This is a genomic window from Gemmatimonas groenlandica (assembly GCF_013004105.1).
GTDB classification, from domain to species: Bacteria; Gemmatimonadota; Gemmatimonadetes; order Gemmatimonadales; family Gemmatimonadaceae; genus Gemmatimonas; species Gemmatimonas groenlandica.
The window spans coordinates 4,563,256-4,588,969 of the sequence record NZ_CP053085.1; the positions used below are offsets into that span (position 1 = coordinate 4,563,256).

Consider the following 25,714-nt stretch of genomic DNA (forward strand, 5'->3'; position numbering starts at 1 on the left):
ACCCCGTGACGCAATAGTCGGTCATCCCGTTGGGTTTTGCTTTTGGAATGCGGGACGGCGTTCCAGCGCCTTAACATTCGTTTCGCCGCCTCGTCCAATGGGGTGAAGCGGGCGCCCGTCTCGGCGAACGCGGCCCATACTGGAGATAGATCCCATGCGAAGCTCTCATTCCCGATCACTCGCGCTCGCCCTCACGCTGAGCGCGTTCGTTCCGTCGCTGCTCGTTGCGCAGACGCCTCCCCCGCAGCGCCCGGTGCGACCTCGTGCCGCCGCTGCGCCAGCGCCAGACGCGGCTGGCCCCGCGAATGCACAGTCTGGACCGGCTGGTCGCTTCGGCGGTCCCGGTGCCCGCAATGGTCGTGGTGGCCCCGGTGGCGGTCATCCCGCTGCCATGCTGCTCCGCGCGCGTACACAGCTCGAGCTTACCGATGATCAGGTGAAGCGTCTCGAAGCGCTGGCGGCCGCCCCAGCGCCCAAGTCGAACGCCACGGACATGATGCGTGCGCAGGCCGATCTCCTCGACGCCACGCAGGGCGATGGCAATCTGGGTGGTGCCCGAGCCGCACTCGACAAGCTCAGCCGCCTGCGAAACGATCAGGTGCTCGCCCGCATCAAGTCGCAACAGGATGTGCGCGCCGTGCTCACATCGGCGCAGAAGACCAAGGTCGACAACATGCGCCAGCAGTTGCGTAACCGCGGTGGCGCCAAGCGGCAGCGCGGCATGCGACCGGGCGGCATGCGACCGGGTGGCATGCGTCAGGGGCGTGGCCAGATGGCCCCCGGTATGCCGCAGGGTGGTGGCATGCGACAGGGTCGCGGGCAGATGGGCCCCGGTATGCCTGGCATGATGCCTGGCATGATGCCTGGGAATCCACAGGGTACACAGGGACCGATGCCGCGCATGCGTCGCGGTGGCGACGTACCCGACACCGCCCCCGTGCCGCCGACCAACTGAAGTCCGGAACGAATGAGTCCACAACACCGTAGGTGATCGAGCCGGGGCGCTGCGACAGCGACCCGGCTTTTTCATGTCGTGCCCTTGCCACGGCGAGGCGAGAGCCGCCCATTAGGCGCTTCACCGCTTACGCCGAGTCCTGCTGTGCATCGTTCTGTGCGTCGTTCGCTTCGTGTTGCGCTCATCACGGCCGCCGGCTGTGCCGTCACCACTCCGCTCGTCGCGCAGTCGGCGCCGGCAACATCCGCCGACGCCGCGACGCCGGAATCGGTAGCCCGTTGGATCACGCTGGCGGCACCGCCCAGCGGCGAGGCGCACGCGCTCGACGCATTGCGCGGCGTGCTCCCTGGATGGACGCGCGACAATATGGGCAATCTCGTGAAACGGGTGGGCCGCGGATCGCCGCGCCGCATGATCGCCTGCGCGATGGACGTGCCGGCGTTCGTCGTCAGCGGCATCACGGAGCAGGGGTACATCCGACTACATCGCACTGGCGTCGCAGCGCATCCGTTGTGGGATCAGTTTCATGAGGCCCACCAGCTGCGCATTCTTACCGCCCGCGGCGAGGTCACGGGGGTCGTCGCCATCGCCAATGGACACTTCGCGCGACAGCATCGCGGTGACACCACCGTGGTGGGCGTCGATCAGCTCTGGGTCGACGTGGGCGCGAGCACCAAGGCGCAGGCTGAAGCGCAGGGCATCTCCCTGCTCGATCCGGTCGTGGCGTCGCGTCCGGTGTGGACGTACGCCGGTTATGCCTCTGGGCCGGCCGCCGGCGCCCGCGCCAGTTGTGCCGCCGTGGCCAGCGCTGGCGCAGCGGCCGCCGCGTCATCGCAGCCGGGCGAAACGATCTACGTGTTGTCGTCGCAGCGCAGCTTCGGCTGGGTTGGTCTCGCGGCCGTCCTCGCGCGCTCCGGCAAGCTCGATGCACTCACACTACTCGACGAAGGCAAGGCGGCAGGCAGTGCGGCCATGCTGCCGGTGGCGCGTCTCGGGCAGACCAAGCGTGCCGTGACCCGCGTGATCGCGTCCACAGGACTCGACAGCGTGCGCGTCATCACGCCCGCGGTTCGCTTCGCGGGGTCGATGGTGGAATCGGTGGCGGCCGCCGACGTGCGCGCGCTGCTGCAGGAGGCGGCGCGCGCTGGTGGCCTCGCCAGTGCGCCTGCGCTGCTGGCGCCAGCCCTCGATACCGCAAAAGCCACCGCGAGTGCGCGCCTGCCGCGCCGCGATGCCTACGGTGCCATCGAAAAGACGTTCATGACGATCGCCGACCTGCCTGGCGTGCCAGGACACGAGTGGCGCGTGCGCGAGGCGATCACCGCGCTGCTGCCGGCCTGGGCGAAGTCGCGCGCGGTCGTGGATAGCGCAGGAAATCTCATCGTGGCCGCCGGTCCCGAGCGGGACTCGATCGCGTTCATCGCGCACATGGACGAAGTGAGCTTCGAAGTGGAGAGCATCTCGCGCGATGGCACGGTGCGGTTGGCGCGTCGTGGCGGTGTGGTGCCGAGTGCGTGGGAGGGTCAGCCGGCGGCGCTGCACTTCGATCGCGTGGGAGCCAGCGAGGCCGCGCCGTCGTTGCGTGGCGTGTTCGTACCGCGCGACTCCGCACGCGTGAAAGCGCCCAGCGTGAGCACCGCGTGGTTCGGCGTCGACTCAGCCACGCTCGTGGCGCAGGGGGTGCGCGTTGGCGACGCCGTCACCGGCTACAAGCGCGCGTCACGCCTGGGCGGAACACGTCTCACGGGGCGTGGCAGCGACGATCGCACGGGCAGCACGGCGCTGTTGCATGCGGTGCAGCGCATCGATCCGAACACACTCACGCACAAGGTGTTGTTCGTGTGGTCAGTGCGTGAAGAGGGCGGACTGAACGGCGCCGGCGCGTTTGGCGCGAATCATGGTCGTTCACTGCAGCGCATCTACAGCGTAGACACGTTCGTGAGCTCGGATACGCCGCTCGAAGACAAGGCGTTTGCCTATGCGCCGCTCGGGCAGGGCTTCGTACTGCGCGGTCTCGACGACGGCGCCATCTCACCGCCGGCCGAGCGCCAACGCGTACTCTCAGCGGCGCGTGCGCAGGGCATTCCCGTGCAGCAAGGCACCACGCATGGCTCGACCGACGGCTCGGCGATTGCGCCCTACGGCGCGCCGAATGTTGGGCTGTCGTGGCCCGGGCGGTATTCGCACACGCCCGGCGAAGTGCTAGACCTACGTGATGTCGATGCGCTCGTGAAGATCATAACGGCGCTTGCCACGGCAGCAAGGTAGAGCGAAAAGCAACTCGCGACTCCGAACTTCAACGCAAAACTCACCACTCACGTGAGTCTCGAGTTTTGCGTTGAAGTTTGGAGTCGTGGGTTTTCCTACTGCTCGTCGGCCGACGGCCCGTAGAGGCCCGGCACGGGTACGCCGAGCAAACGGTAGTAAATCGTAAGCTGCGCGCGATGGTGAATCATGTGGCTGATCACCGACGTGCGGAGCACCGACAGCTTCGGCATGGCCATGAGGACCTGAGGGCCCATGCGCAACGTCCACGTTTCGCCAAGCTGTTCGTCGGTGACCGTGGCGAGTGCCGCCTTGAAGTCGGCGAGCCGAGCGTCGAACTGCGCGACGAAGCCGGCGGCGGTGGTCGGCACTTCCGAGCGCGGCGTCGGCTCGGCGAAGTCGAGTTCCGACGTGGTGATGGTCACGGTGCCCCATATGCCGAAATCGGTGAGGTGATTGGCGAGCTTCTGCAACGGCCACGACTTCGGATGCGGCGTGAAGTCGAGGTGCGCCTCGGGAACGCGCTCCAGCATCTTGCGGGTCTGCGCCATCTCGTGATCGAGATCGGACAGGGCGGATTGAACGAGAGACATGGGCGGTGGTGGTAACGGTGGACGGAAGTGCTCCGGGGAGACACCGGAGGCCGCGCGCCAGGCGGCGACATCGGCTGGGGTGTCGAGGTCGAAACTACCGCTCCGAAGAGAAACCGTAAGGGTCGCATTGTCACGAAGTAATCCGCGGGCGCCTTGGTCGCCGTCGAGCGCGGCGAGCGCGGTCCAATCCGCCCGCGGTAGCACTGCCGGAATGCCTCGGACCGCGCTGCCGTCAGCGCCGGCATACTCCGACGCCACGCGCCCCGCGCCCCCGTTCGATGTCGTGATGAGCGACTGCAGGTGCTCGACACTGACCGTCGGCATGTCGCACGTGGCGATCAGTGCCGCCGGAATTCCGGCAAAGCGTACATCGTTCAGCTCCGCTACCGCGCAGGAGATCGACGTGCCCATGCCTCGCTGCCATTGCACATTTTCGATACAGTGTACCGGCAGTATCGAAACAGCATCGCGTACATCTGCGGACTCGGCGCCAACAATCACGAGGACCGGTGAGCAACCCGCTTCGAGTAGCTGCCTGGCTGCGTGCTCCACGAGCGTCACGCCGTTCATCTTGAGCAGCTGCTTCGGGGATCCCAGTCGACGGGAGCCGCCCGCCGCCAGGAGCACACCGGCGACGGTCATCGCCTCAGTCGCGCTCGCGGTGATCGTCGATCCCCACATCGCACTCGGTAGGGACGATCGGCCCCTCGTGCTCGAATACCCGGGGCGTCGGCGTGCGGGCGTGAATCGGGCTCTGACGCTCCCGCAGAAATCCGGCGGGGCGACCATGGATCACCGCCTCGATCTCGGCGATGGCCGACAGCGCGATCGACGCCGGGCTCTCGCCGCCAAGGTCGAGGCCGATCGGGGCGTGCAGCCGGTGGCGCATGCGATCGGTCAGGGCGGTGCCGTTCGCGCCCAGCGCGACTTCTACCGCGTCCAGCAGCTGTCCGGCGCGCTTTCGCGAGCCCAGTACGCCGATGTACGCCACCGGGAGCGGCAGAAGCGCGGTGAGCCAGGCACTGTCGACGTCGAAAATGTGCGACAGCAGCGCGACAGCCGTGCGCCCGTCGTGCGGCAGCGTCGCCAGCACCCCGTTCAACGACTCGGAGTCGTTCAAAGAGGCGCCGTAACGCGCGACGTGCGTGGCCACGTCGGGCGGCAGCGACAGCTCGGCTAGCACCGCCGGGCGATGATCGATGACGGTCACCTCCCACTCCAGCGCCCGCGCGATCTGCACGAACGCATCGGCGCCACGACCCGCGCCGATCACATGCAGCGCAATCGGGGCTACCAACGGCTCGATGAACAGCGCAGCGGCATCGTCCCGCACGTCGTGCAGCAATGGATGGCCTGTGCGCTGCGCCGCCCGCGTGCACTCCATCAGCTCGGGCCCCGAGATCCAATGGACTTGATTGCCGATGGGGCGCCACGTGCCCGACGCGGCGTCGCCGTCGAGCACCGCACAGCTACTCCCGCCGCCATGCCCGTCGAGCACGGTGAGTACGGCGCCACTGCCGCGCCGGGAGCGAATTGCCTCGACATCGGCCAGCCACCGTGGATCGGGCAGTGGCTCCAGCAGGAGGTGGGCGATGCCATCGCACGCCGCACCGAATCCCCAGATGGCCTCGAGGTCGGCCCGCAAATCATACATCAGCCGAACACCACGGCCGGTCGCACACACCTCGGCCGCCCGCGCCGCCACGTCGCCTTCGAGACAGCCGCCACTAATCGCGCCCGCCAGCACGCGCCCCTCGGCGTCCACCAACAGGCGGGCACCGGGCTGACGGTACGAACTGCCGTCGACCTGCACCAGCGTCGCCAGCGCGAGCGGCACATCCGGGCGCGCGGATGTGGCCTCCGCGGCGGCGCGGGCGAGTTCTCGGAATCCGGTCACGCGGGTCTGACGAGAGAGGCGGAAGTCATCTAACCACACGATACCACGTGGCAGCACCGCCACAAGAGCCACCGCCAGTCTATGCGGCCCTACCAGACAACGCGGAGGCGCAGAGAGCGCAGAGCTCGCTGAGGACACCAAGAGAAAATCCTTCTCTGCGTCCTCTGCGGCCTCTGCCTCTCTGCGAGATCGGTTCGCGGATCTCAACCAGTGACCAACCGGTTTTTGTCCCAACTGGAAGGGACGAAATGCAAGCAAGTGCCCGCTTGCGCGATAGTGAGTACTTGCATTACCGTTGCTACATGATTGACGACCACCGACAGCGCATTCTCCACGCCGCCGCCCGCGTGTACGCCCAGCACGGCTGGCGCGGAGCGACCACCCGCCGCATTGCCGATGAAGCCGGCGTGAATGAAGTCACGCTCTTCCGGCAGTTCGGCTCCAAGGACGCCTTGCTCGATCTGATGATGCACGAGTGCTCGCGCATCAAGCAGGAAGCCACCTTTCCGCAGGAACCGGTGAACCCGGAGCAGGAACTGCTCGATTGGGTTTCCGTGCATCACAGCGCGCTGGTGAGCATGCGCGCCATCGTGCGCCAGATGATGAGCGACGCCGAAAACCGTCCCGACGTGGCTGATTGCGCCACGCACGGTCCCAGCGCCGCGATGGCCCACGTGCACGACTACGTCGTGAAGCTGCGTCGTCATGGATGGATCACCGAGTCCGGCGAAGTCACGCCGGCCGAGGTGCGCGCCGCCGCCACCATGCTCATGGGCGCCGTGTTCGCCGACGGCATGAACCGCGACATCATGCCCACGATGTTCACGCAGCCGGTGCCGGAAACCCTGCGCGCTTACGTGCGCATTTTTCTCCGCGGGGTCGGTGCCTTGCAGGAACCAGCGCACCGTGCAGCACGTACGGTCGAACGCGACTCGACTTCCACCACTGTCCCCGAATGATGCATTCCCTTGGTGCGCGCGCATGGCGCCGCATACTCAGACTCCCCGCGGTCCGGATCATGGCCGCGTCTGCTACGCTGACGATGGCGCTGACGCCACGCGGCGCCGTCGCGCAGCCCGCGGTCGGTGGCGCACCGCGCCCGCTGTCGCTGGCCGAGGCGCTCAAGCTGGCCACCGGTGAGAGCGAACAGATCGCGATCGCGCGTGCCGGCTCGCTGCGCGCGCAAGGTCAGCTTGGCCAGGCCCGATCGGCGCTGTTGCCGCAGCTCTCCACCACCATGAACTGGCAGAAGCAGCTGCAGAATCAGTTCGCCGCGATTTCGAGGAGTTCGAATAGCGGATCGACCGGCGGCGGTAGCGATACGACGTCGGCCGCCGACAATCCGATCACGCGGATCTTCGCCTCGCAATACAACTTCAACGTCGGGCTCTCGGCCTCGCAGCCGCTGTTCACCGGTGGCCGCGCCACCGCGAACATCCGCGCCGCGAAGGCCACCCGCGAATCCGCCGAGATCGGGATCACCAGCGCGCAGGCGCAGGTGCAGCTCGATGTGACGCAATCCTACTACGACGCGCTGCTGACCGATCGTCTCGTTGCGATCTCGGAATCGTCGCTCGTGCAGTCGGAGCGCACGCTGCGCCAGGTGCAGCTCACCCGCAACGTGGGTTCGGCGTCGGAGTTCGAACTCATTCGGGCGCGCGTGACCCGCGACAACCAGCGGCCCGGCTGGCTACAGTCGCGCACCAATCGCGATCTCGCCTACGTGCGCTTGCGTCAGTTGCTCAATCTACCGCCCGATCAACCGCTCGCGCTCACCGACAGCATCGCCGAGTCGCCGCTGTCGGCGCCCGTCGCCGCGCAGCCGCCGATCACGACAGTGAACGTCAGCGTGACCGAGGTGCTCACCATCGATCCGCAGGTGCAGGCTGCCGTCGCGCGCACCCTCGCCGGCAGCGATACGGGCATCAGCACGCGCGCGCCGGTGAAGCAGGCGATCAAGGGCGTCGAAGTCGCGCAGCAGCAACTGAAGGCCACCAAGGCGCAGCGGCTGCCGTCAATCTCGGCCACCACCAACTATCAGCGGCTTGCCTATCCCGTCGGCATTCTGCCCAAGAGCCTCGGCGACTTCTTCCCGAACTGGACCGTGGGAATCGGCTTGTCGTATCCGTTCTTCACCGGCGGCCGAGTGCGTGGTGAAGTGCAGGCGGCGGAAGCCACCGTGATCGAAGCGCGCCAGCGACTACGACTCGCGCAGGAAGGTGCCTCGCTCGACGCGCGTCAGGCCGTGGCGCAGCTGACCGAATATGAGGCCGCGTGGCAGGCCAGCGTCGGTACGGCCGAACAGGCGCAACGCGCGTACGACATCGCGGAAGTGCGTTTCCGCGAAGGCATTTCCACGCAGCTCGAACTCTCCGAGACGCGCAATCAGTTGCAGCAGGCCCTCGCCAACCGCGCGCAAGCCGCGCGCAATCTGCAGGTCGCGCGCAAGCGTCTCGAATTGCTCCCCTATCTCCCCCTGTCGCAGGGTTCCACCCCGTCCACCGGCCCCACTCGATGAATATCATGACTCGCCGAACCGCGTCCCTGGCTCTCCTCGCGACAGCGCTGGTGGGGACTGCCTGCAGTAAAGACAAGGAAGCGTCGGCCGCCAACGCGGCGCCGGTCGCCCAGAACATCGGACCGGAAAACATCGCCGTGGCCAATACCGACACGCTGCGAAGCGGTCCGGCGGTGTCGGGTTCGCTGGTGGCTGATCGTGAAGCACGCATTCGCGCCGAGCTCTCCGGCGCCGTGCTGCAGATCTTCGTCGAGCCAGGCGAGCGCGTGAGCTCCGGCACCGTGCTCGCCCGCATCGATGACGCCAACGTGCGCGATGCGGCGCTGTCGGCCCGCTCCGCGGTCGCACAGGCCACCGTTGGCGCCGAACAGGCCGCCCGTGAACTGCAGCGGGCGAAGACGCTGGTCGCGGCCGGTGCGATCGCCGAGCGCGACGTCGAAGGTGCGACCAACGCCAATCTTGGCGCGCAGGCGCAACTGGCCGACGCGAAGTCGCGCCTTGCCTCGGCCGACAAGAACCTGCGCAACGCGACCATTCGGGCACCGTTCGCGGGTGTCGTCGCCGAGCGCGCCGTCAGCCCGGGCGACGTGGTGTCGCCGGGGGCCGCACTGTTCACCGTGATCGATCCACGCAGTCTGAAGCTGGAAGCGTCGGTGCCGACGGCGGCGTTGGGCACCGTGCGGGTTGGGGCGACCGTCTCGTTCACCGTCAATGGCTCGGATCGCGTCCTCGAGGGACGCATCACCCGCGTGAGCCCGATGGTCGATGCGCAGACTAAGCAGGTGAAGATCTTTGCCAGCGTGCCCAACGACCGCAACGAGCTGGTGTCCGGGCTCTTTGTCGAGGGGCGCGTCGCGGCGGAGAAGCGGGTGGGTGTGCTAGTGCCCGAAGCCGCCGTCGATCAGACGGGTATCTCGCCGATGGTGATGCGCCTCAAGAACGGCAAGGTCGAGAAGGTGCAGGTCCAGTTGGGACTTCGTGACGAGAGCGCGGAAAAGATCGAAGTGCGCACGGGGCTGGCCGGTGGGGACACCGTGCTCCTCGGTGCCGCCCGCGGCATTTCGGTCGGGTCGTCCGTGGTGGTTTCGTCGCCGAAGGATGCCACGCCGCGTGCGGCGTCACCTGTGAAGAACAACTGAGGCATTTCGCATGTTCATTTCAGATTTCGCGATCAAGAAGCCGCTGATCACGGTGGTTGCGATGCTCACCTTGGTGGGCTTCGGCGCTGTGGCGCTCACGCAGCTGCAGACCGACGAATTCCCCGAGGTGCAACCACCGATCGTGCTCACGACGATCGTGTATCCGGGCGCATCGCCGGAGCAGGTGGAGCGGGAAGTGCTCGAGCCGATCGAAGAGGCCATTCAGAGCATCGCGGGTGTCAAATCGATCAACGGCGAAGCGCGTGATGGATTCGCCCAGATCACGACACAGTTCCTCTTCTCGAAGGATCTCTCGGAAGCGACGCAGGACATCCGCGACGCGATCAGCACCAAGCGCCAGGATCTGCCGCAGGAAATGGAAGAGCCGATCCTGCGGAAGTTCAGCCCGACCGACGCGCCGATCGTGACACTGTCGCTTTTCTCGACCACGCTCACACCGGCGCAGCTCTCGCAGCTGGCCGATCCGGGCATCACGCGCGAGTTGCGCTCGATTCCCGGTGTCGCCGACGTAGCGATCACCGGTGAGGTCAAGCGCGAACTCACGGTCAACCTCGATCCGCAGCGCTTGCAGGCGGCGGGGGTGAGTGTCCCGCAGGTCGTGTCTGCGCTGCAGGTCGGCAATCTCGCCGTCCCCGTGGGTCGCGTCACCAGCTCCCTCGACGAACGCACGATCCGGTTGCAGGGACGTCTGGATAGTCCGGACGATTTCATGCAGTTGGTCGTGTCGGAGCGCGCTGGTCGAGTGGTGCGCCTGGGCGACGTAGCGACCGCAGTCGATGGCATCGAAGAACAGCGGACGCTGGCCTTGTTCGACGGCCGCGACGCCGTGGGCATCGAGATCAAGAAGGCGAACGGCTATTCCACGACCGCGGTTGCGGCGGCCGTGTTCAAGAAGGTCGAGTTGCTGCGCCCCACGCTTACTCCGCAGGGCGCCCAGCTCGACGTGGTGAAGAACAAGGGCGAGCGGGTCGAGAATTCCGTGCGCAACGTGCGCGACGCGCTGGTTGAAGGCGCCGTGCTCACGGTGCTCGTCGTGTTCCTGTTCCTCAATTCGTGGCGCTCCACCGTGATCACGGGCCTCGCCCTGCCGGTGTCGGTGCTCGCCAGCTTCATCGCGGTGTGGGTCTTCGGATTCACGCTGAATACCATGTCGTTGCTGGGTCTCTCGCTGGCGATCGGTATTCTGATCGACGATGCGATCGTGGTGCGAGAAAACATCGTGCGACACGTGGAAATGGGGAAAGACCATTACACCGCGGCGCGCGAAGGGACGGATGAAATCGGCCTCGCCGTGGCGGCCACGACGTTCTCGATTATCGCCGTGTTCATTCCGATCGCCTTCCTGCAGGGTGAATCGGGACAGTGGTTCAAGCCGTTCGCGCTCACCATCGCCTGTTCCGTGCTCGTGTCGTTGTTCGTGTCCTTCTCGCTCGACCCGATGCTCTCCGCCTACTGGCCGGACCCGCACCAGGAAGAGCACCAGAAGGCATGGATCACGAAGAAGCTCGACAAGTTCAACCACTGGTTCAACGGACTGGCCAACGGCTATCGCCGCTTGATCGGCTGGGCGTTGGATCACCCCAAGTCGATGGTGCTGTTGGCCGTGTCGTCGTTTGCCATCGCCATTGCGATGCCCGCAACCGGCATCGTGGGCGGTGGCTTCTTCCCACTGGAAGACAACGCCGAAGTGCTGATGACGGTCGAGACGCCGCCGGGGGCCAACTTGGATTATTTGCGGCAGAAGGTCGGTGAAACGCTGGCCCAGGTCGACAAGTACAAGATCAAAGACTCGCTCGACATGACCAAGGAAGTGCGCTACACCTTCGTGACGGCCGGTGGCGCCAGCGGCGCCGTCGACAAGGCGAGTGTGTACATCAAACTGCGCACCAAGGGTGATCGTCTGGCCAACGGCAAGCTCGGCGCCGAAGAGCTTGCCGCCGCGCTCCGCGAAGATGTGAAGAGCATCGGTGGTGCCGACGTGTCGGTGTTCACAAACGACTTCGCCGGACAGCAGAAGCAGATTTCGATCGAGCTCCGCGGCAACGACAAGGCGGCGCTGCAGGTGGTGGCCGACCAGTATCTCGCCGCGATGAAGTCGACGCCTGGTGCCGTCGACGCGGCGCTCAGCACCAAGGGCCAGAAGCCCGAACTCACGGTGCAGGTGGATCGTGGATTAGCCGGGTCGCTGGGCCTCACGGTTGGACAGGTCGCGCAGGCGATTCGTCCGGCCTTTGCGGGCCTCGACGCCGGCGATTGGGTCGATCCGTCCAACCAGACGCGCAAGGTGATGGTGCGGCTGTCGCCCGAATCACGGTCGCGTGGTAGCGACCTGGCGCAGCTGCCGGTGGCTGTCGGACAGGGCAATGGATCGACGCTGATTCCGCTGCAACAGGTTGCCCGCATTTCGAGCCAGCTCGGGCCGGCCATCGTCAATCACCTCGATCGCAACAACGTGATCAAGGTGGAAGGCAACATCGCCGGTCGCTCGCTCACCGAAGTGATGAACGACCTGAACGCCAAGACGGCCAACGTGACCATTCCGCCGGGTGTGACGATTTCGCAGGGCGGACAGGTCCAGCAGCAGGGCGAGGTGTTCACGAACGTGTTCATCGCGCTGGGCGTCGCGGTGGCGCTGATGTATCTCATCCTTGTGGTGCAGTTCGGCTCGTTCCTCGATCCCATCGCGATCCTGATCTCGCTGCCGCTGTCATTGATCGGCGTCATGGGTGGTCTGGCGATCACGGGGAACACGATCAACATCATGAGCCTCATCGGCGTGATCCTGCTCTGCGGCATCGTTGCCAAGAACGCGATTCTGCTCATCGACTTCGCCAAGTGGGCCCGCGAGAAGAACGGCATGCCGCTGCGTGAGGCGCTCATCGAGGCTGGCGCCATTCGCTTGCGCCCGATCCTGATGACGACGTTCGCCCTGATCGCCGGTATGATCCCGGTGGCCTTGGGTCGCGGCGAAGGCGCGCAGTTCCGTGCCCCGCTTGGCGTCGCCGTCATCGGTGGCGTGATTACCAGCACCGTGCTCACGCTGCTCGTGATCCCGACCTTCTACGAGATCTTCGACAACATGCGCACGTGGGTCTCCCGTCGGGTCGGACTCACGCCGCCGCACACGGGGCAATTCCGCATCCTCGATTTGCCGGTTCCTGAGGCCGGCGACTGATGTAGTCGATTACATTGGCGGGGTATGCTCCCGCCGATGTCTTCGATCCTGCTCGCGACTACGCTCGCCCCCGCGCTCCTGCTGCCGGTGGCGAGCGTTGTGCTGTCCAGCGCCTCCGGTTTTGGCGTTGTGGTGGCCGCGCTCGACGTGACGAAGTGGCTGGAGTCGGTCACCGACAGCTTCTGGACGTATGTGATTCTGGGCGGGTCGGCCATCGTGACCGAGGAGCTGTCGCCCATTTTCGGCGGTATTGCCGCCCACGAAGGCGAACTGCAGATCGCGCGGGTGATCCTCTCGATCACACTCGGCGGTTGGGTGGCCACCACCTTGCTGTACGTGCTCGGCCGCTGGAAGTGGGAGTTCATCCGCCGTCGATTCCCGCGGGTACGCGCTACCGGCACCGTGGCGCTGCGCGTGGTCCGGCGGAACCAGCTCAAGGCCTCGCTGCTGGTCCGCTTCGCCTTCGGGCTGCGGATCGTGCTGCCGATGGCCTGCGGCGCGGCCAACGTGCCGCTGTACCTCTATCTGCCTCTGTCGCTGATCGGCTCCGCACTCTGGAGCGCCGCCTTCACCCTCATCGGCTACGCCGCCGGCGAGGCGGCCGTCCAGACCCTCGGCCATCTCGATCGGGCTGGCGAGATCGTCGGCGCCGTCGTGGTCTTCGGCGCCGTCCTGGGCTTTGTGCGCTGGCAGCACGTTCGCCGCGAACGCAAAGCCGCGCGTCGCAAGAACCCGTAGAGCGGAACTCCTAGATCGCCGCTGCCGCCGAGCGCAGCTCGGCCCACGCGGTCTCCACGTGACTGCGATCGGTCCGGATATTTCCGATGGCCAGTCGCAGCGTGTACTTCCCGTTCAGCTTCGTGTGCGACAGATACGCCCGGCCATCGGCGTTCACGCGCTCCATGATCGCGGCGTTCGCCCGCGCGATGTCGGCTTCGCTCAGGCCGCTCGGTGCGTAGCGGAAACACACCAGCGACATCGTGACCGGGGCCGTGAGTTCCCAGCCGCCGCTTTCGAAATGCACCATGCCGGCGAAGTCGCGCGCCAAGTCGCAGTGAAAGCGAATACGCTCAGCGATGCCCTCGGCGCCGTACGCGCGCATCACCATCCACAGCTTCAGTGACCGGAACCGACGACCCAGCTGAATGCCGTAGTCCATCAGGTTCACCGTCTCATCTTGCGTGCTCGTAATCAGGTACTCGGGCAAGAGCGCGAACGCGCGCTTGAGCGCTTCCGGATGCTTCGTGTACATCACCGAACAATCCATCGGCGTGAAGAGCCACTTGTGTGGGTTCACCACGAACGAGTCGGCGTCGTCGGTGCCGTCCATGAGATGCCGCATCTCGGGTACGATCGCGGTCACACCACCATACGCCGCGTCGACGTGCACCCAGCAGCCGTGCGCGCGCGCGATGCGCACCACGGCCCGCACGGGGTCCACGCTGGTCATGCTGGTCGTTCCCACACACGGCACCACAGCGATCGGACGGAAGCCCGCCGCGATGTCGGCCTGAATCGCCGACTCGAGCGCATCGGGGCGCATCCGGAAGTTCTCGTCGGCGGGGACCTTCACGAGGTTCTCGTGGCCGAGTCCGAGCGCGATCACCGCTTTGTCGATCGACGAGTGCGCGTGTTCGCTGCAGTACACGCGCAGGCGCGGCATGTCGGCGCGCCCGGCCATGCCCTGCATGCGCACGTCGAGCCCTGCCTGCTCACGCGCCGCGGCCAGTGCGTAGAAGGTGCTCACGCTGGCGGTGTCGGTGATCTGTCCGAACCATCCGTCGCCGAGTCCCATGAGCTGGCGCAACCAGTCGAGCGACACCTGTTCCAGCTCGGTCACGGCGGGACTCGTCACCCACAGCATGCCGTTGGCATTGATGCCGGCCGCCAGCAGCTCACCCAGGATGCCAGGATACGACGCGCTGTTTGCGAAGTACGCGAAGAACCCGGGATGATTCCAGTGCGTGATGCCGGGCATGATGGTGTCGCGGAAATCGCGCAGCATGGCCTCGAGCGGCTCGCCTTTCGTGGGCGCCGAGGTCGGGAGCGCGGCGCGAATGGCGCCCGGCTGCACACGGCTTTTCACCGGCAGCTGCGTGGCGTGTTCGAGGTAATCGGCGATCCAGTCTACGGCGGCATGGGCCGCGGCGCGGAAGTCGTCGGGAGGGAGATCGCCGAGGAAGGTGGAGTCGGAAGACATGCGGGGAAGCTATCGCGACGGGGGCTCCGGTGGAGTCCGTGTCCGTGTCGGATGGCTTGGGTGCCGGCGGAGGGATCGCTGGTTCACGCGAAGGCCGCGGAGAGCGCGAAGTCACGCGAAGAACAGCAAAAGACAATTTTGAATGCTGTTCTTCGCGCATCTTCGCGGCCCTTCGCGTTCTTCGCATGAACCGCAAGAGCCAGTCGCCAATGCGGCGCCGTCCGAAGCGCCAGCCAGCCCGATCACGGCGCCAGCAGTAAACCCCAGTGCACCCGCAGGTACTGCTCCAGCACCTGGGCCGTCACATCGGCGAACCGTTCGCGATTCGCCACGTTGTCGCGCACGCCTACGAAGTTGGCCTCGATCTGCACGCCGCAGATCAGTCCACCGGTGGTGCCGCCGAGCGGTCCGGCCTCGCTGCCGCACGAGTGCCGGCGGGTGTTGTCGCCTCCGTTGAAATACTCGGCGCCGTTCGGCCGCGGATCGCTGCTGCTGGGCAGGGCCGGGAATCCGAGACCGGCGTAGAGTGAACCGAGGCTGGTGGGGCCGCGCAGCAGGGCGGAGAACGAGAGCGGCGACGCCTGCGACAGCGTGAGGATACTGGCGCTGTTCTCGAGGGCGCTCGACGCATCGAGTGAGGCGTCGGTGCCGTCGAGCTGCGTTCCGGTGGTCAGGTAGCCGAGTTCGAGTCGCTGCACGGCATGGCCATGGCCGTGGATATCCATGTACCACCCCTTGCCATGCGCCTTCAGCACGGCGCTCTTGGCGAGGTCGATGTAGCTGTGCCATTCGCCAAGCGCGGTCGCGGCTTCGGCATTACCGCAGCCGGCTTCCGGTTGCAGGCGGTTGGGGTCGAGCTTCCGTCGCGCGAGATGCGAGATGATGACGTGCGGATACGTCCCGAAGCGCGCGGCGTAGCGCGTCTGCATGGTGCGCACGAGCTCCTGCGTGTTGGCGTCGGTCACCGTCGTGGCCGCGCCGCCGCAGGTACTGGCGGTGCGGTCGGGGATCGACGACGGGATGAGCGAACCACCGTGCGGCGCCGTGAGAATCACCGGCGTGTTGCCGGCGATGTACTCCACGTAGCCGTTGCGTCCGAAGTACGACTGCCCGGCCACGTAGGTGATCGGCACCACCGGCGGCGGCACGACCGGCGGCGTGGTGTCTGTGGGGCTGTCCGAGCAGGCCATGGCCGCGACCGCGAGCAGCGGGGCGAGCATGGACCAGCGACGGCGCTTCGGTCCGCTCGGACATGGCATACCGAGAATCTCTCCTGTAAGGCGGTTCGGCGGAACGGCCTCGCCAGCGCCAGATCACGCGGAGGCGCAGAGTGCGCAGAGAGCGCAGAGCCGTCACGCGTAATTCCCCTGGCTGTTTCCCCTGCATTACTCTCTGCGGCCTCTGCGCTCTCTGCGCCTCCGCGTGATCTGTTCTGCGATGTTCGTGACACGCCCGATCATGTCGAGCTGCTCACAATCGGTGATGAATGGTTGCTATGCGAATGTCAGTGGAATCACGCTGCTCGCGGATTTCGAGAGCCGACGCTATCATCTGCCGCGTTAGCAGTTCCGGTTCACCCGCTCTGGAATCACGCAATGTTCGCTCGTCCGTGGTCGTATCTGCTCGTGGCCGCACTCACTACTTGGTTTGGAATCGGCACCAGGGCGGTAACGCCGGTAGCTGATGCCAACGACAACCGACGCGCGGCGGGGCGGAAAGTGGCCGACACGATGTTCGTCGACCTCGATATCCGGATGGCGCGCTGGTATCCGGAGGGGGAGGGCGGCGACGTGGTGGAAGGGCCGGTGATCGGCGAAGTCGGACGCGCGCCGCAGGTACCGGCGCCGTTGATCCGCGTACGTGCCGGTACCGTGATCATGGCGCGCATTACCAACGCGCTGACCGATTCCGCGGTGACGTGGCGGGGACTCAACCGCAAGCCCGGCTTCGACACCATCACGCTCAAGCCCGGCGAAACTACCATGCGTCGCTTCGTGGCCGGCGCCCCTGGCACCTACGTGTACGGCGCACAGGTGGGCGTCGTGAACTGGGACGTGCGTGAACGCGAGCAGACGTATGGCGCGTTTGTCGTCGATTCCATCGGCGCGCGGACCGATGATCGCATCTTCGTCATGAACGTGTGGGGCGACGGCTCGCCGGAGAAATATCGCAATGCGCTCGCCATCAACGGACGCGGCTGGCCATACACGGAACGCATCACCGCGCAGACCGGTGACACGCTACGCTGGCGCATCGTGAACGGCACCATTCGCGTGCATCCCATGCATCTGCATGGCTTCTACTTCAAGATGCTCGCGAAGGCGGATTCGTCGCGCGCCACGCACATCGCGAAGGCCAAGCAGCCGATGCTTGTGACCGAGCTGATGGACCCCTTCACTACGATGGATATGGAGTGGGTGGCGGCGCGCTCGGGGAACTGGCTCTTTCACTGTCATCTCGCCTTTCACGCCGTCGCCGACACCCGCTACACGCCCGGCGTGAGCGACCACGATCATCACTCCGCCGACGCGGCCAAACACATGGCCGGACTGGTGATGGGTATTTCGGTGACCGATCGCGTACGCACGGTGGCCGCGCGCCGCGTCGCGCCGCGAACGATGCGGCTGCACGTGCAGGAAGGCGCGCGGCGCGGCAAGTCGGAGCGGGCGCTCGGCTTCGTGCTGCAAGAGGGAGCATCGCCCGCCGCCGATTCCGTCAACATACCCGGCTCTCCACTCATCCTCACGCGTGGACAGCCCACCGACATCACCGTCATCAACCATCTCAAGGAGTCGACCGCCGTGCACTGGCATGGCATCGAGCTCGAGAGCTTCTCCGACGGTGTCGCCGGCTGGAGTGGCGCCGCAGGCAAGCACGCGCCCGCCATCGCACCGGGTGATTCGTTCGTGGCGCGACTCACACTGCCACGGGCCGGCACGTTCATCTATCACACGCACCTCAACGACGTCGTGCAGCTCACGTCGGGACTCTACGGCGGCATCGTGGTGCTCGAGCCAGGACAGCGCTACAACCCGGCGCGCGATCACCTGTTCGTGGTAGGATGGGATGGCCCCGATGAGCCGGCACGGTTGCTGGTGAACGGTGACTCGGCGCCGCCGCCGAAGCTGCTGGCGCGCGGCGTCACCCATCGTCTGCGATTCGTCTTCATCGGCGCCGTAAACGGCAACACGCTCACGCTCTCCGACAGCACCGGCCCCGTCACCTGGCGCGCCGTGGCCCGCGACGGTTACGAAATGCCCGCCGCCCAGCGCGAACTGCTCCCCGCGAAATTCCGCGGCTGGGCAGGCCAAACGTGGGACTTCGAATTCCAGACCGACCGCCCGGGCGTTTACCGACTCACATTCGGCAACCCAGCCAAACCCGTGTGGAAGGGCGAGCTCGTGGTGCGCTGACGAGGCAGGTCCTCTGTGGGGCTTGAGCGGCAGATCACGCGGAGGCGCAGAGCGCGCAGAGAGCGCAGAGCCGTCCCACGACCAGTTCCCTTAGCAGTTTCCCCAGCACTCCCCTCTGCGGTCTCTGCGCGCTCTGCGCCTCCGCGTGATCGGTTCAACAGCACCAACGAGCCACACCACCTCTGCTGATTGCGGCCAAGCCGCCGAGCCCGTACCGTCAGGGATGCCTACAGATCGCTCCCGTCGGGATTTCGTGAAGAGCGCGGCCATTCTCGGTGCCGCCGCCGCCGTCGCCCCAAGCAGCGCCGCAGCCGCCGCCCACACGCCGCCGTCGAACAGCCACAGCGCCCCCCTCACGCCGCACCCCGGCGCGTTGTACGACGTGGCGCGCGACGAGGCCTACTGGACGCAGGTCGCCGCCAAGTACCGCATCACGCCGCGCACCACGAACATGGAAGCGGGCTACTTCGGCATGATGGCGCTGCCCGTGCTCGAGGCGTATCACCGCTACATCGATCGCGCCAACAGCGAGAGCTCGTACTTCGCGCGTCGTGAGTTTCCCGCCATGATGCGCACCGCCCGCGAGCGCGTTGCCACCTTCGTGGGGGCCAAGCCCACCGAACTCGCCTTCACGCGCGGGGCGACCGAGGCGCTGCAGGCCCTGATCGGGCAGTACAATCGCCTGCAGCCCGGCGACACAATTATGTACGCCGACCTCGATTACAACGCGATGCAGTGGGCCATGAACGCGCTCGCCGCGCGCTGCCAGTCCAAGGTCGTCACCCTCGACATCCCCGAGCCGGCGTCGCACGACAACATCCTTGCGGCGTACACCAAAGCGCTCGACGCCAATCCGCGCACCAAGCTGCTGCTGCTCACGCACTGCAACAACAAAACGGGCTTGCTGCTACCGGTTGGTGATATCGCCAAGCTGGCCAAGGCGCGCGGAGTAGACGTCATGGTCGATGCGGCGCACTCGTTCGGACAGGTGCCGCTCACCATGGCCGACATGGGCGCCGACTTCGTGGGGCTCAATCTGCACAAGTGGATCGGTGCGCCCGTCGGTGCCGGCGCGCTCTACATCCGCGAAGACCGCCTCAGCGCCATCGATCGTGCCCACGCCGACGAAAGCGCACCACTCGACCGCATCGAGAGCCGCATTCACACCGGCACCACGCACTTCGCCACCGTGATGACGATCCCCGATGCCATCGACTTCCAGCTCAGCATCGGCATCCCGCAAAAGGCGGCCCGCCTGCGCTATCTGCGCGATCGCTGGGTGCACGCCGTGGCCGACGTGAAAGGCGTGAGCATTCTCACACCCGAAGACGCCGCACTCACCGGAGCCATCACCGGCTTCCGCTTGCACAACCGTGGCACCGGCGAGGCCAACCGCGCGCTCGCCACCACACTGCACGACGAATTCGGCATCTTCACCTTTCAGCGCACCGGACTCGCCAAGGGTGACTGTGTGCGCGTCACGCCCACGCTGTACAACACCCCCGCCGACGCCGACAAACTGGCGGTCGCCATTCGCACCATCGCCGCCCGAGGCTGATTCGTGAAGCGTCGTACTTTTCTCGGACACGCCGGTGCGCTGGCGTCGATGCCGCTCGTCATGCCGTACCTGTCCAGCGCGTTCCACGACGTTCCCGCCGCCGCGCCCCTGCGCGTGAACGGCGCGCGCCTCAACGAGTGGCTCACCAGGTTCGACAGCATCGGACGCACGCCCACCGGCATCAATCGCGTGGCGTATTCCGAAGCCGATCTCGCCGGACGCGCCTTCACGCAGCAGCTACTGCGCGACGCCGGCTTTACGCCGCGCATCGATACCGCCGGCAACATCTACGCGCGACTCGAAGGCACCAATCGCGCGCTGAAACCCATTCTCATCGGCTCGCATGTCGATTCGGTCACCGATGGTGGCAACTTCGACGGCCCCGTGGGATCGTTCGGTGCCATCGAAGTGGCGCGCACGTTGCGTGAGAAGGGCACACGCCTGCGCCATCCGCTCGATGTCGTGATCTGGCAGAACGAAGAAGGCGGGACGACCGGCAGCAAGACCGCCATCGGCGAGATGAACGACGTCGAGCTCGCGAAAGTCGCGCGCTCCGGCAAGACCATCCGCGACGGCATCGGTATCATTGGTGGCGACGTATCGCGGCTTGCCGAGTCGGTGAAGAAGAAAGGCGACATCGCCTGTTACATCGAACTGCACATCGAACAGGGTGGCCTGCTCGAAAAAGCCGGCAAGCAGATCGGCGTGGTGCAGGGCATCGTGGGACTGCGCTGGTTCGAAGTCACCATCACCGGCTTCGCCAATCACGCCGGCGCCACGCCGATGGATCAGCGACAGGACGCCATGCTCGCCGCCGCCAAGTTCACGGTCGCCGTGAACGACGCCGTGCGGGCAGAACCCGGTCGACAGGTGGCCACCGTGGGTCGCATGGTGGTGTCGCCCAACACCACCAACGTCATCCCCGGTCAGGTCGTCATGACGGTCGACCTTCGAGATCTCGACCAAGCCAAGATCGAGCACTTCACCGAAGTGTTCGAGCGACTCGCTCGCGAGATCGGTGCGGCCACCAAAACCACGTTTGCCTTCAAGCGGCTCACCGACAGCAAGCCCGCCGTCTCCGACCCGCAGGTCATGAACTGGATCGAATCCAGCGCGACGGCGCTCGGCCTGTCGTCGCAGCGCATGCCCAGTGGTGCCGGTCACGACGCGCAGGAGATTGCGCACATCGCCCCCATGGCCATGATCTTCATTCCGAGTGTGGGTGGCATCAGTCATTCGCCCAAGGAGTTCTCGCGCGCGGCCGACATCACCAACGGCGCCGACGTGCTGCTCAACGCCGTCCTCGCGGCCGACGCCAGCCCAGCGGCCGGTCCGCCGTGAAAGCCCGTGGCGCGGTGCGCCGCGTCCTCTACATCGAACGTGACCCCCACGACGCGCGGGCCCTGACCGACTTCGTCTCGGACCAGCAGCTACCGCTGATCGTGACCGTCGCTGCGTCCATGGGTGCAGCGCAGGCCCTGCTGGGCGAGGAGTCCTTCGACGTCGTGCTGGCCACTGACGATCTCACCGGCAGTGCCACCGAGAGTTTCGCCGAACAGGTGGTCATCATTCTCGTTGAAGCCGGTCGGGAAGCCACCGCGACCGAGTTGCTGCGCGCGGGTGTGGACGACGTCATCATCAAGGACGCCGCGCGAAGTTACCTCAACACGCTGTCGTGGCGCATCGAGTTCGTGCTGCGGCGGACGTCGACATCGCGCACGGCTGCGGAGGCTGCTGATCGCGAGTCGGACCGACGGTTCCGTCGGCTCCTTGATTCGACCGGAGTCATCGTCTGGGAAGCCGACGCGTCGTCGTTCCAGTTCACATCGGTGAGCGAGAATGCCGAGCGCTTGTCGGGCTTTACGTCCGACGAGTGGTGCCAGCCCGGCTTTTGGGCCAGCCGTGTTCATCCGGAAGATCGTGAGTTCGCGGTGTCGTACTGTGCGGCTGCGACCGCCCGACTCGAGGACCACGAGTTTGAGTATCGATTTCTCTGCCGAAGCGGCGAGCAACGCTGGATTTCCGATCTCGTCACGGTGGTCGTAGAAGCGAGTCGGCCTCGATGGATTCGGGGGCTCATGGTCGACATCACGGCCCGCAAGCAGGCGGAGGCCGCGCACCAAGCCGCCGCGCGTTGGCAACACGCGCTGGTCACCCACGCCGGCGATGCGATTGTCTCGACCGATCTTGCCGGCAACATTCTGACCTTCAATCCGGCAGCAGAGCGGATGCTCGGCTACTCTGCCAGTGAAATGATTGGTCGGACGCCGGCGGTGTTTCACGACGCCGAGCAGGTGGTCGAGCGCGCCCGGGAATTCTCGCAGGAGTTGGGCGAGGAGATTGCGCCCGGCTTCGACGTGTTCGTGGCGAAGGCCATGAGGCAATTGCCCAATCGCCACGACTGGACGTTTATCCGAAAGGATGGATCGCACGTTCATGTCTCGCTCGCGGTGACGGCTCTCCGGGGGGCGTCGGGCGAGATCGAAGGATTCATGGGACTGGTGACGGACCTCACCTCGCGGTTACAGGCGGAGTCTGCGCTGCGGGCGAGTGAGGCGCGCTATCGCACCATCATCGAGGCCGAGCCGGAGTGCGTGAAGGTCGTGTCCGCAAGTGGCGAGTTGCTGGAGATGAATCGGGCCGGGCTCGCAATGTTGGAAGCGGACACGCTGGAAGACGTGCGTGGACGTGGGCTCGCGGAATTCATCGTACCCGAACATCGAGCGGCCTTCGGTGCCCTGCACAAGCAGGCGATTGGCGGCGTGCCGGGCTTGGTCGAGTTCGAGATCGTTGGCTTGCACGGTACGCGGCGCTGGTTGGAAACGCACGCCGCGCCGTTGCCTGATGCAGATGGACGAGTGGACAAGATCCTCGGCATCACGCGAGACATCACGGTGCGACGACAGGCCGTCGCCGAGCAAGCCGCGCTCCAGGCGCAGCTGGCACAGGCGCAAAAGCTCGAGTCGATCGGCCGACTCGCCGGCGGCGTCGCCCACGATTTCAACAACATGCTCGGCGTGATCCTGGGCCATACCGAAATGGCGCTGCTGGAAGTGTCGCCGGATCAGCCGTGTCATCTCGACCTCAAGGAGATCCAGAATGCGGCACAGCGCTCCGCAGCCCTGACACGACAATTGCTGGCCTTCGCCCGGAAGCAGCCCATCGAGCCGAAGTCGCTCGACCTGAATTCGACAGTCGCCGCGACATTGTCGCTCTTGCAACGGTTGATCGGTGAGAACATCTCCGTCAACTGGCAGGGATCGCCGTCGCTGTGGCCCGTGTGGATGGATCCGTCGCAGCTCGATCAGATTCTGACGAACCTGTGCGTCAATGCGCGGGACGCGATCGCGACGGAAGGCCTCGGCTCCGGGTCCATGACCATCACGACGCGAAATATGCGCGTCGATGCGGCGTACTGTCGCGCACATCCCGAGGCCATTCCCGGTGACTTTGTCTGTCTTGCTGTGAGCGATACCGGGCGCGGCATGGAACCGGCCATCATCGAGCGCATGTTCGAGCCCTTCTTCACGACGAAGCGTCTGGGTGAGGGAACGGGGCTTGGTCTGTCGATGGTGGATGGTGCCGTCCGGCAGAACCGCGGCTTCATCACGGTTCACAGCGTCGTCAATCGCGGCACCACGTTCGAGATCTTCCTGCCGCGATATAACGGGGAGGCACGACCCACGTTCACGCGCCCGTTGGAGAACGAGCTACCGCGCGGACACGGCACGATTCTCGTGGTCGAGGACGAGCCGTCGATCCTGAAGCTCACGAGCACCATGCTGCGTCGTCTGGGTTACGACGTGCTGGTGGCCGCTGGACCGTCGAACGCCATTGCCTTGGCGGAGGCACACCCCGGGCCGATCGACCTGTTACTCACGGACGTCATCATGCCCGAGATGAATGGGAGCGATCTGGCCACGGCCGTGCGACAGCGCTATCCAAAGCTTCGGGTGCTCTTCATGTCCGGCTATACGGCTGACATCATCGCCGACCGAGGCGTCATGGGCGCATCGGTCCACTTCGTCCAGAAGCCCTTTACCGCGCGTGACCTGCAGGTCGCGGTGGAGGGCGCCATCGCCGACCAGCCGCCGGTGTCGGCACCATGACGGACACGAGCCCTGAAAGCGGCGCGCTGCGACGCGTCCTCGGGCCCGGCACCCTCGCCCTCATCTTCGCCAACGGTACGATCGGCGCCGGCATCTTCGCTGTGCCCGGTCTCGTGGCCGCCACCCTCGGAAGTGCCACCGCACTCGGTTACGCCGTCTGCGCCGTGCTGGTGATGCTGATCTTCTTGTGTTTCGCCGAAGTGGGCAGTCGCGTGCACGACAGTGGTGGCGCGTATGCCTACGTGGAAACCGCGTTCGGTCCGTTCGCGGGATTCATCGCAGCGAATCTGATGTGGTTCGGTTTCGCCGCCTGCTCCGACGCCGCGTTGGCCGATGTGCTGGTCAGCGCCCTCGCCACCGCCGCGCCGATCCTCGTGCAGCCCGTGCCGCGGGCCGTTGCCCTCATCGCGCTGTTCGCCTTCATGGCCGGCGTGAATATCGTGGGCGTGAAAACCGGTGCGCGACTGGTCGTCGCGCTCACCGTGCTCAAACTGCTGCCGTTGCTGCTGCTGTTGGTGGTGGGCATTCCGCACATCAACCTGTCGCACATCATTCCCGCCAGCATGCCCAGCGCGTCCACACTCGGCAGCGGTGTGCTGTTGCTGATGTTCGCCTTCGTGGGCGGCGAAGCGTCGCTGTCGGCCAGTGGTGAACTGCGCAATCCCAGCCGCACCGTACCCCTGGGGCTGCTCATGGGTGTGGCGACGGTGGTCGGCTTGTACTTCGGGCTGCAGCTGGTGGCCGAGGGCGTACTGGGCGCCGACCTGCCACGGCAGACCGTCACGCCGCTGGCCGCCGCGGCCGAGCAGCTGATGGGGCCGTGGGGGCGCACCATGCTGCTGGGTGCGGTGTCGCTGTCGATCTTTGCCAACGTGAACGGCGACTTGCTGGTGTCACCGCGCTGCCTGTATGCCGCCGCCAAGGATGGACTGCTCCCGGCGCCGCTGGCCAAGGTGCATCCGCGCTACGACACGCCGTACGTGGCCATTCTGGTGTTCGCGTCGGTCGCCTGCGCGCTGGCGGTGTTGGGGGCCTTCCGGTCGCTGGCGATCCTCGGTACGTCGTCGGTGCTGCTGGTGGACGTGGCCGTCTGCCTTGCCGTGCTGCGCCTGCGTCAGCGAGGCGTGCAGACGGCGGACACCCCCTTCGTCATCCCCGGTGGACCGCTCGTCCCGATTCTCGGGGCCGCCGTCTGCGTTTGGGTGCTCACGAACCTGTCGAGGGAAGAGCTGCTCGGGCTCAGCGCCCTGGTCTTCTTCTCCGGCGGCCTGTATTTGCGCGTCCTGCGTGCTCGTCAGTTCAAGGCGGCCCGGGCGGCGCGGTCCGTGTAATTCGCCATCGGGCCGTGCCGGTGCGATATTCAAGAGACCGCTCTGTTTCACCTGCTTTTCACGCACAAGGACTTCACGAATGCGACACGCCTTTCGCTACGCCGGCGGCTTCGAAAAGAACTTCCCGAAGCTGACCTCCGCCACGACGTCCTTCGAGGGCAGCGATGGCCAGCAGCACGAGTACGCGCCGTGGCCGGAAGCGGTGAATGGTCTGCGCATCTCGTTCATGGAGAAGGCCGGCAAGAAGTTCGTGGCCGTGCGCATCGCCGACGACACCAGCGACGTCGTGCTGCACAACGACATGGTCCTGGTCCCGGGCGAGCATTTCGGCTTCGGCGTGCACCTGCACGGCACGCCCACGGTGGTCGAGGACAACATCGCCATCATGAAGCTGCTGGAAGACGTGACCAAGAAGAATGTGGCCCACAGCGACGAACTCCTGCAGATTCGGGCGCGCTTCAAAGCCGCGAACACCAAGCACTAAGTCACCGGTTCGGTGAGGCGGGCCGGCTCTACGTCATTTGACGGATAGCCGGCCCG

At 66.0% G+C, this 25,714-nt stretch carries 17 protein-coding genes; 13 read left to right on the forward strand and 4 right to left on the reverse strand.

Translation table 11 applies throughout. The annotated features are described in order from the left end of the window. Positions 1-154 precede the first annotated feature (154 nt). Positions 155-955: a Spy/CpxP family protein refolding chaperone gene (locus tag HKW67_RS19565; RefSeq protein WP_171226991.1), complete on the forward strand. Its 801-nt coding sequence runs from the start codon at positions 155-157 to the stop codon at positions 953-955. 144 nt (positions 956-1,099) lie between these two features. Continuing rightward, complete coding sequence (locus tag HKW67_RS19570; RefSeq protein WP_171226992.1) at positions 1,100-3,223, forward strand: M20/M25/M40 family metallo-hydrolase; 2,124 nt, start codon at positions 1,100-1,102, stop codon at positions 3,221-3,223. A 95-nt stretch (positions 3,224-3,318) separates the two neighbouring features. Here the strand turns inward: HKW67_RS19570 and HKW67_RS19575 are convergent, their stop codons facing one another. After that, positions 3,319-4,455, reverse strand: coding sequence for a DinB family protein (locus HKW67_RS19575; protein ID WP_171226993.1), 1,137 nt, complete (start codon positions 4,453-4,455; stop codon positions 3,319-3,321). A 4-nt stretch (positions 4,456-4,459) separates the two neighbouring features. Further along, on the reverse strand, positions 4,460-5,710 hold the full coding sequence (locus tag HKW67_RS19580; RefSeq protein WP_171226994.1) for an XdhC family protein: 1,251 nt from the start codon (positions 5,708-5,710) through the stop codon (positions 4,460-4,462). Positions 5,711-6,012: 302 nt separating this feature from the next. Between HKW67_RS19580 and HKW67_RS19585 the strand changes: the two genes are divergently transcribed. Genes HKW67_RS19585 through HKW67_RS19605 form a run of 5 tightly spaced genes read left to right on the forward strand, consistent with a single transcriptional unit; the run spans position 6,013 to position 13,301 of the window. After that, positions 6,013-6,669, forward strand: a complete 657-nt coding sequence (locus HKW67_RS19585; RefSeq protein ID WP_171226995.1) for a TetR/AcrR family transcriptional regulator — start codon at positions 6,013-6,015, stop codon at positions 6,667-6,669. A gap of 59 nt (positions 6,670-6,728) precedes the next feature. After that, on the forward strand, positions 6,729-8,228 hold the full coding sequence (locus HKW67_RS19590; RefSeq protein ID WP_171226996.1) for a TolC family protein: 1,500 nt from the start codon (positions 6,729-6,731) through the stop codon (positions 8,226-8,228). Positions 8,229-8,233: 5 nt separating this feature from the next. Then, positions 8,234-9,367 carry an efflux RND transporter periplasmic adaptor subunit gene (locus HKW67_RS19595; protein ID WP_171226997.1) on the forward strand — a complete coding sequence of 378 codons (1,134 nt, stop codon included), beginning with the start codon at positions 8,234-8,236 and terminating at the stop codon, positions 9,365-9,367. Positions 9,368-9,377: 10 nt separating this feature from the next. After that, a complete protein-coding gene (locus HKW67_RS19600; RefSeq protein ID WP_171226998.1) occupies positions 9,378-12,563 on the forward strand; it encodes an efflux RND transporter permease subunit in 3,186 nt (1,061 codons plus the stop codon). A gap of 36 nt (positions 12,564-12,599) precedes the next feature. Further along, the gene (locus HKW67_RS19605; RefSeq protein WP_171226999.1) at positions 12,600-13,301 is read left to right on the forward strand and encodes a DedA family protein; all 702 of its coding nucleotides are present in this window, start codon (positions 12,600-12,602) and stop codon (positions 13,299-13,301) included. 10 nt (positions 13,302-13,311) lie between these two features. Here the strand turns inward: HKW67_RS19605 and HKW67_RS19610 are convergent, their stop codons facing one another. Then, on the reverse strand, positions 13,312-14,763 hold the full coding sequence (locus tag HKW67_RS19610) for a pyridoxal phosphate-dependent decarboxylase family protein (protein WP_171227000.1): 1,452 nt from the start codon (positions 14,761-14,763) through the stop codon (positions 13,312-13,314). 242 nt (positions 14,764-15,005) lie between these two features. Beyond that, positions 15,006-15,983, reverse strand: coding sequence for a hypothetical protein (locus HKW67_RS19615; protein ID WP_171227001.1), 978 nt, complete (start codon positions 15,981-15,983; stop codon positions 15,006-15,008). Between the two features lie 375 nt (positions 15,984-16,358). On the opposite strand from HKW67_RS19615, the gene HKW67_RS19620 reads away from it, so the two are divergent. The 6 genes from HKW67_RS19620 (at position 16,359) to HKW67_RS19645 (ending at position 25,658) form a co-directional block, all read left to right on the forward strand. Continuing rightward, positions 16,359-18,176: a multicopper oxidase domain-containing protein gene (locus HKW67_RS19620; protein WP_171227002.1), complete on the forward strand. Its 1,818-nt coding sequence runs from the start codon at positions 16,359-16,361 to the stop codon at positions 18,174-18,176. 223 nt (positions 18,177-18,399) lie between these two features. After that, the gene (locus HKW67_RS19625) at positions 18,400-19,734 is read left to right on the forward strand and encodes an aminotransferase class V-fold PLP-dependent enzyme (protein ID WP_171227003.1); all 1,335 of its coding nucleotides are present in this window, start codon (positions 18,400-18,402) and stop codon (positions 19,732-19,734) included. A 3-nt stretch (positions 19,735-19,737) separates the two neighbouring features. Next, complete coding sequence (locus tag HKW67_RS19630; protein WP_230981068.1) at positions 19,738-21,075, forward strand: M20 family metallo-hydrolase; 1,338 nt, start codon at positions 19,738-19,740, stop codon at positions 21,073-21,075. 14 nt (positions 21,076-21,089) lie between these two features. Continuing rightward, complete coding sequence (locus HKW67_RS19635; protein WP_171227004.1) at positions 21,090-23,843, forward strand: PAS domain S-box protein; 2,754 nt, start codon at positions 21,090-21,092, stop codon at positions 23,841-23,843. Continuing rightward, positions 23,840-25,174 carry an APC family permease gene (locus tag HKW67_RS19640; RefSeq protein WP_171227005.1) on the forward strand — a complete coding sequence of 445 codons (1,335 nt, stop codon included), beginning with the start codon at positions 23,840-23,842 and terminating at the stop codon, positions 25,172-25,174. Before HKW67_RS19635 ends, HKW67_RS19640 begins: the two co-directional genes overlap by 4 nt. A 79-nt stretch (positions 25,175-25,253) precedes the next feature. Beyond that, complete coding sequence (locus HKW67_RS19645) at positions 25,254-25,658, forward strand: hypothetical protein (RefSeq protein ID WP_171227006.1); 405 nt, start codon at positions 25,254-25,256, stop codon at positions 25,656-25,658. The last annotated feature ends 56 nt before the right edge of the window (positions 25,659-25,714 follow it).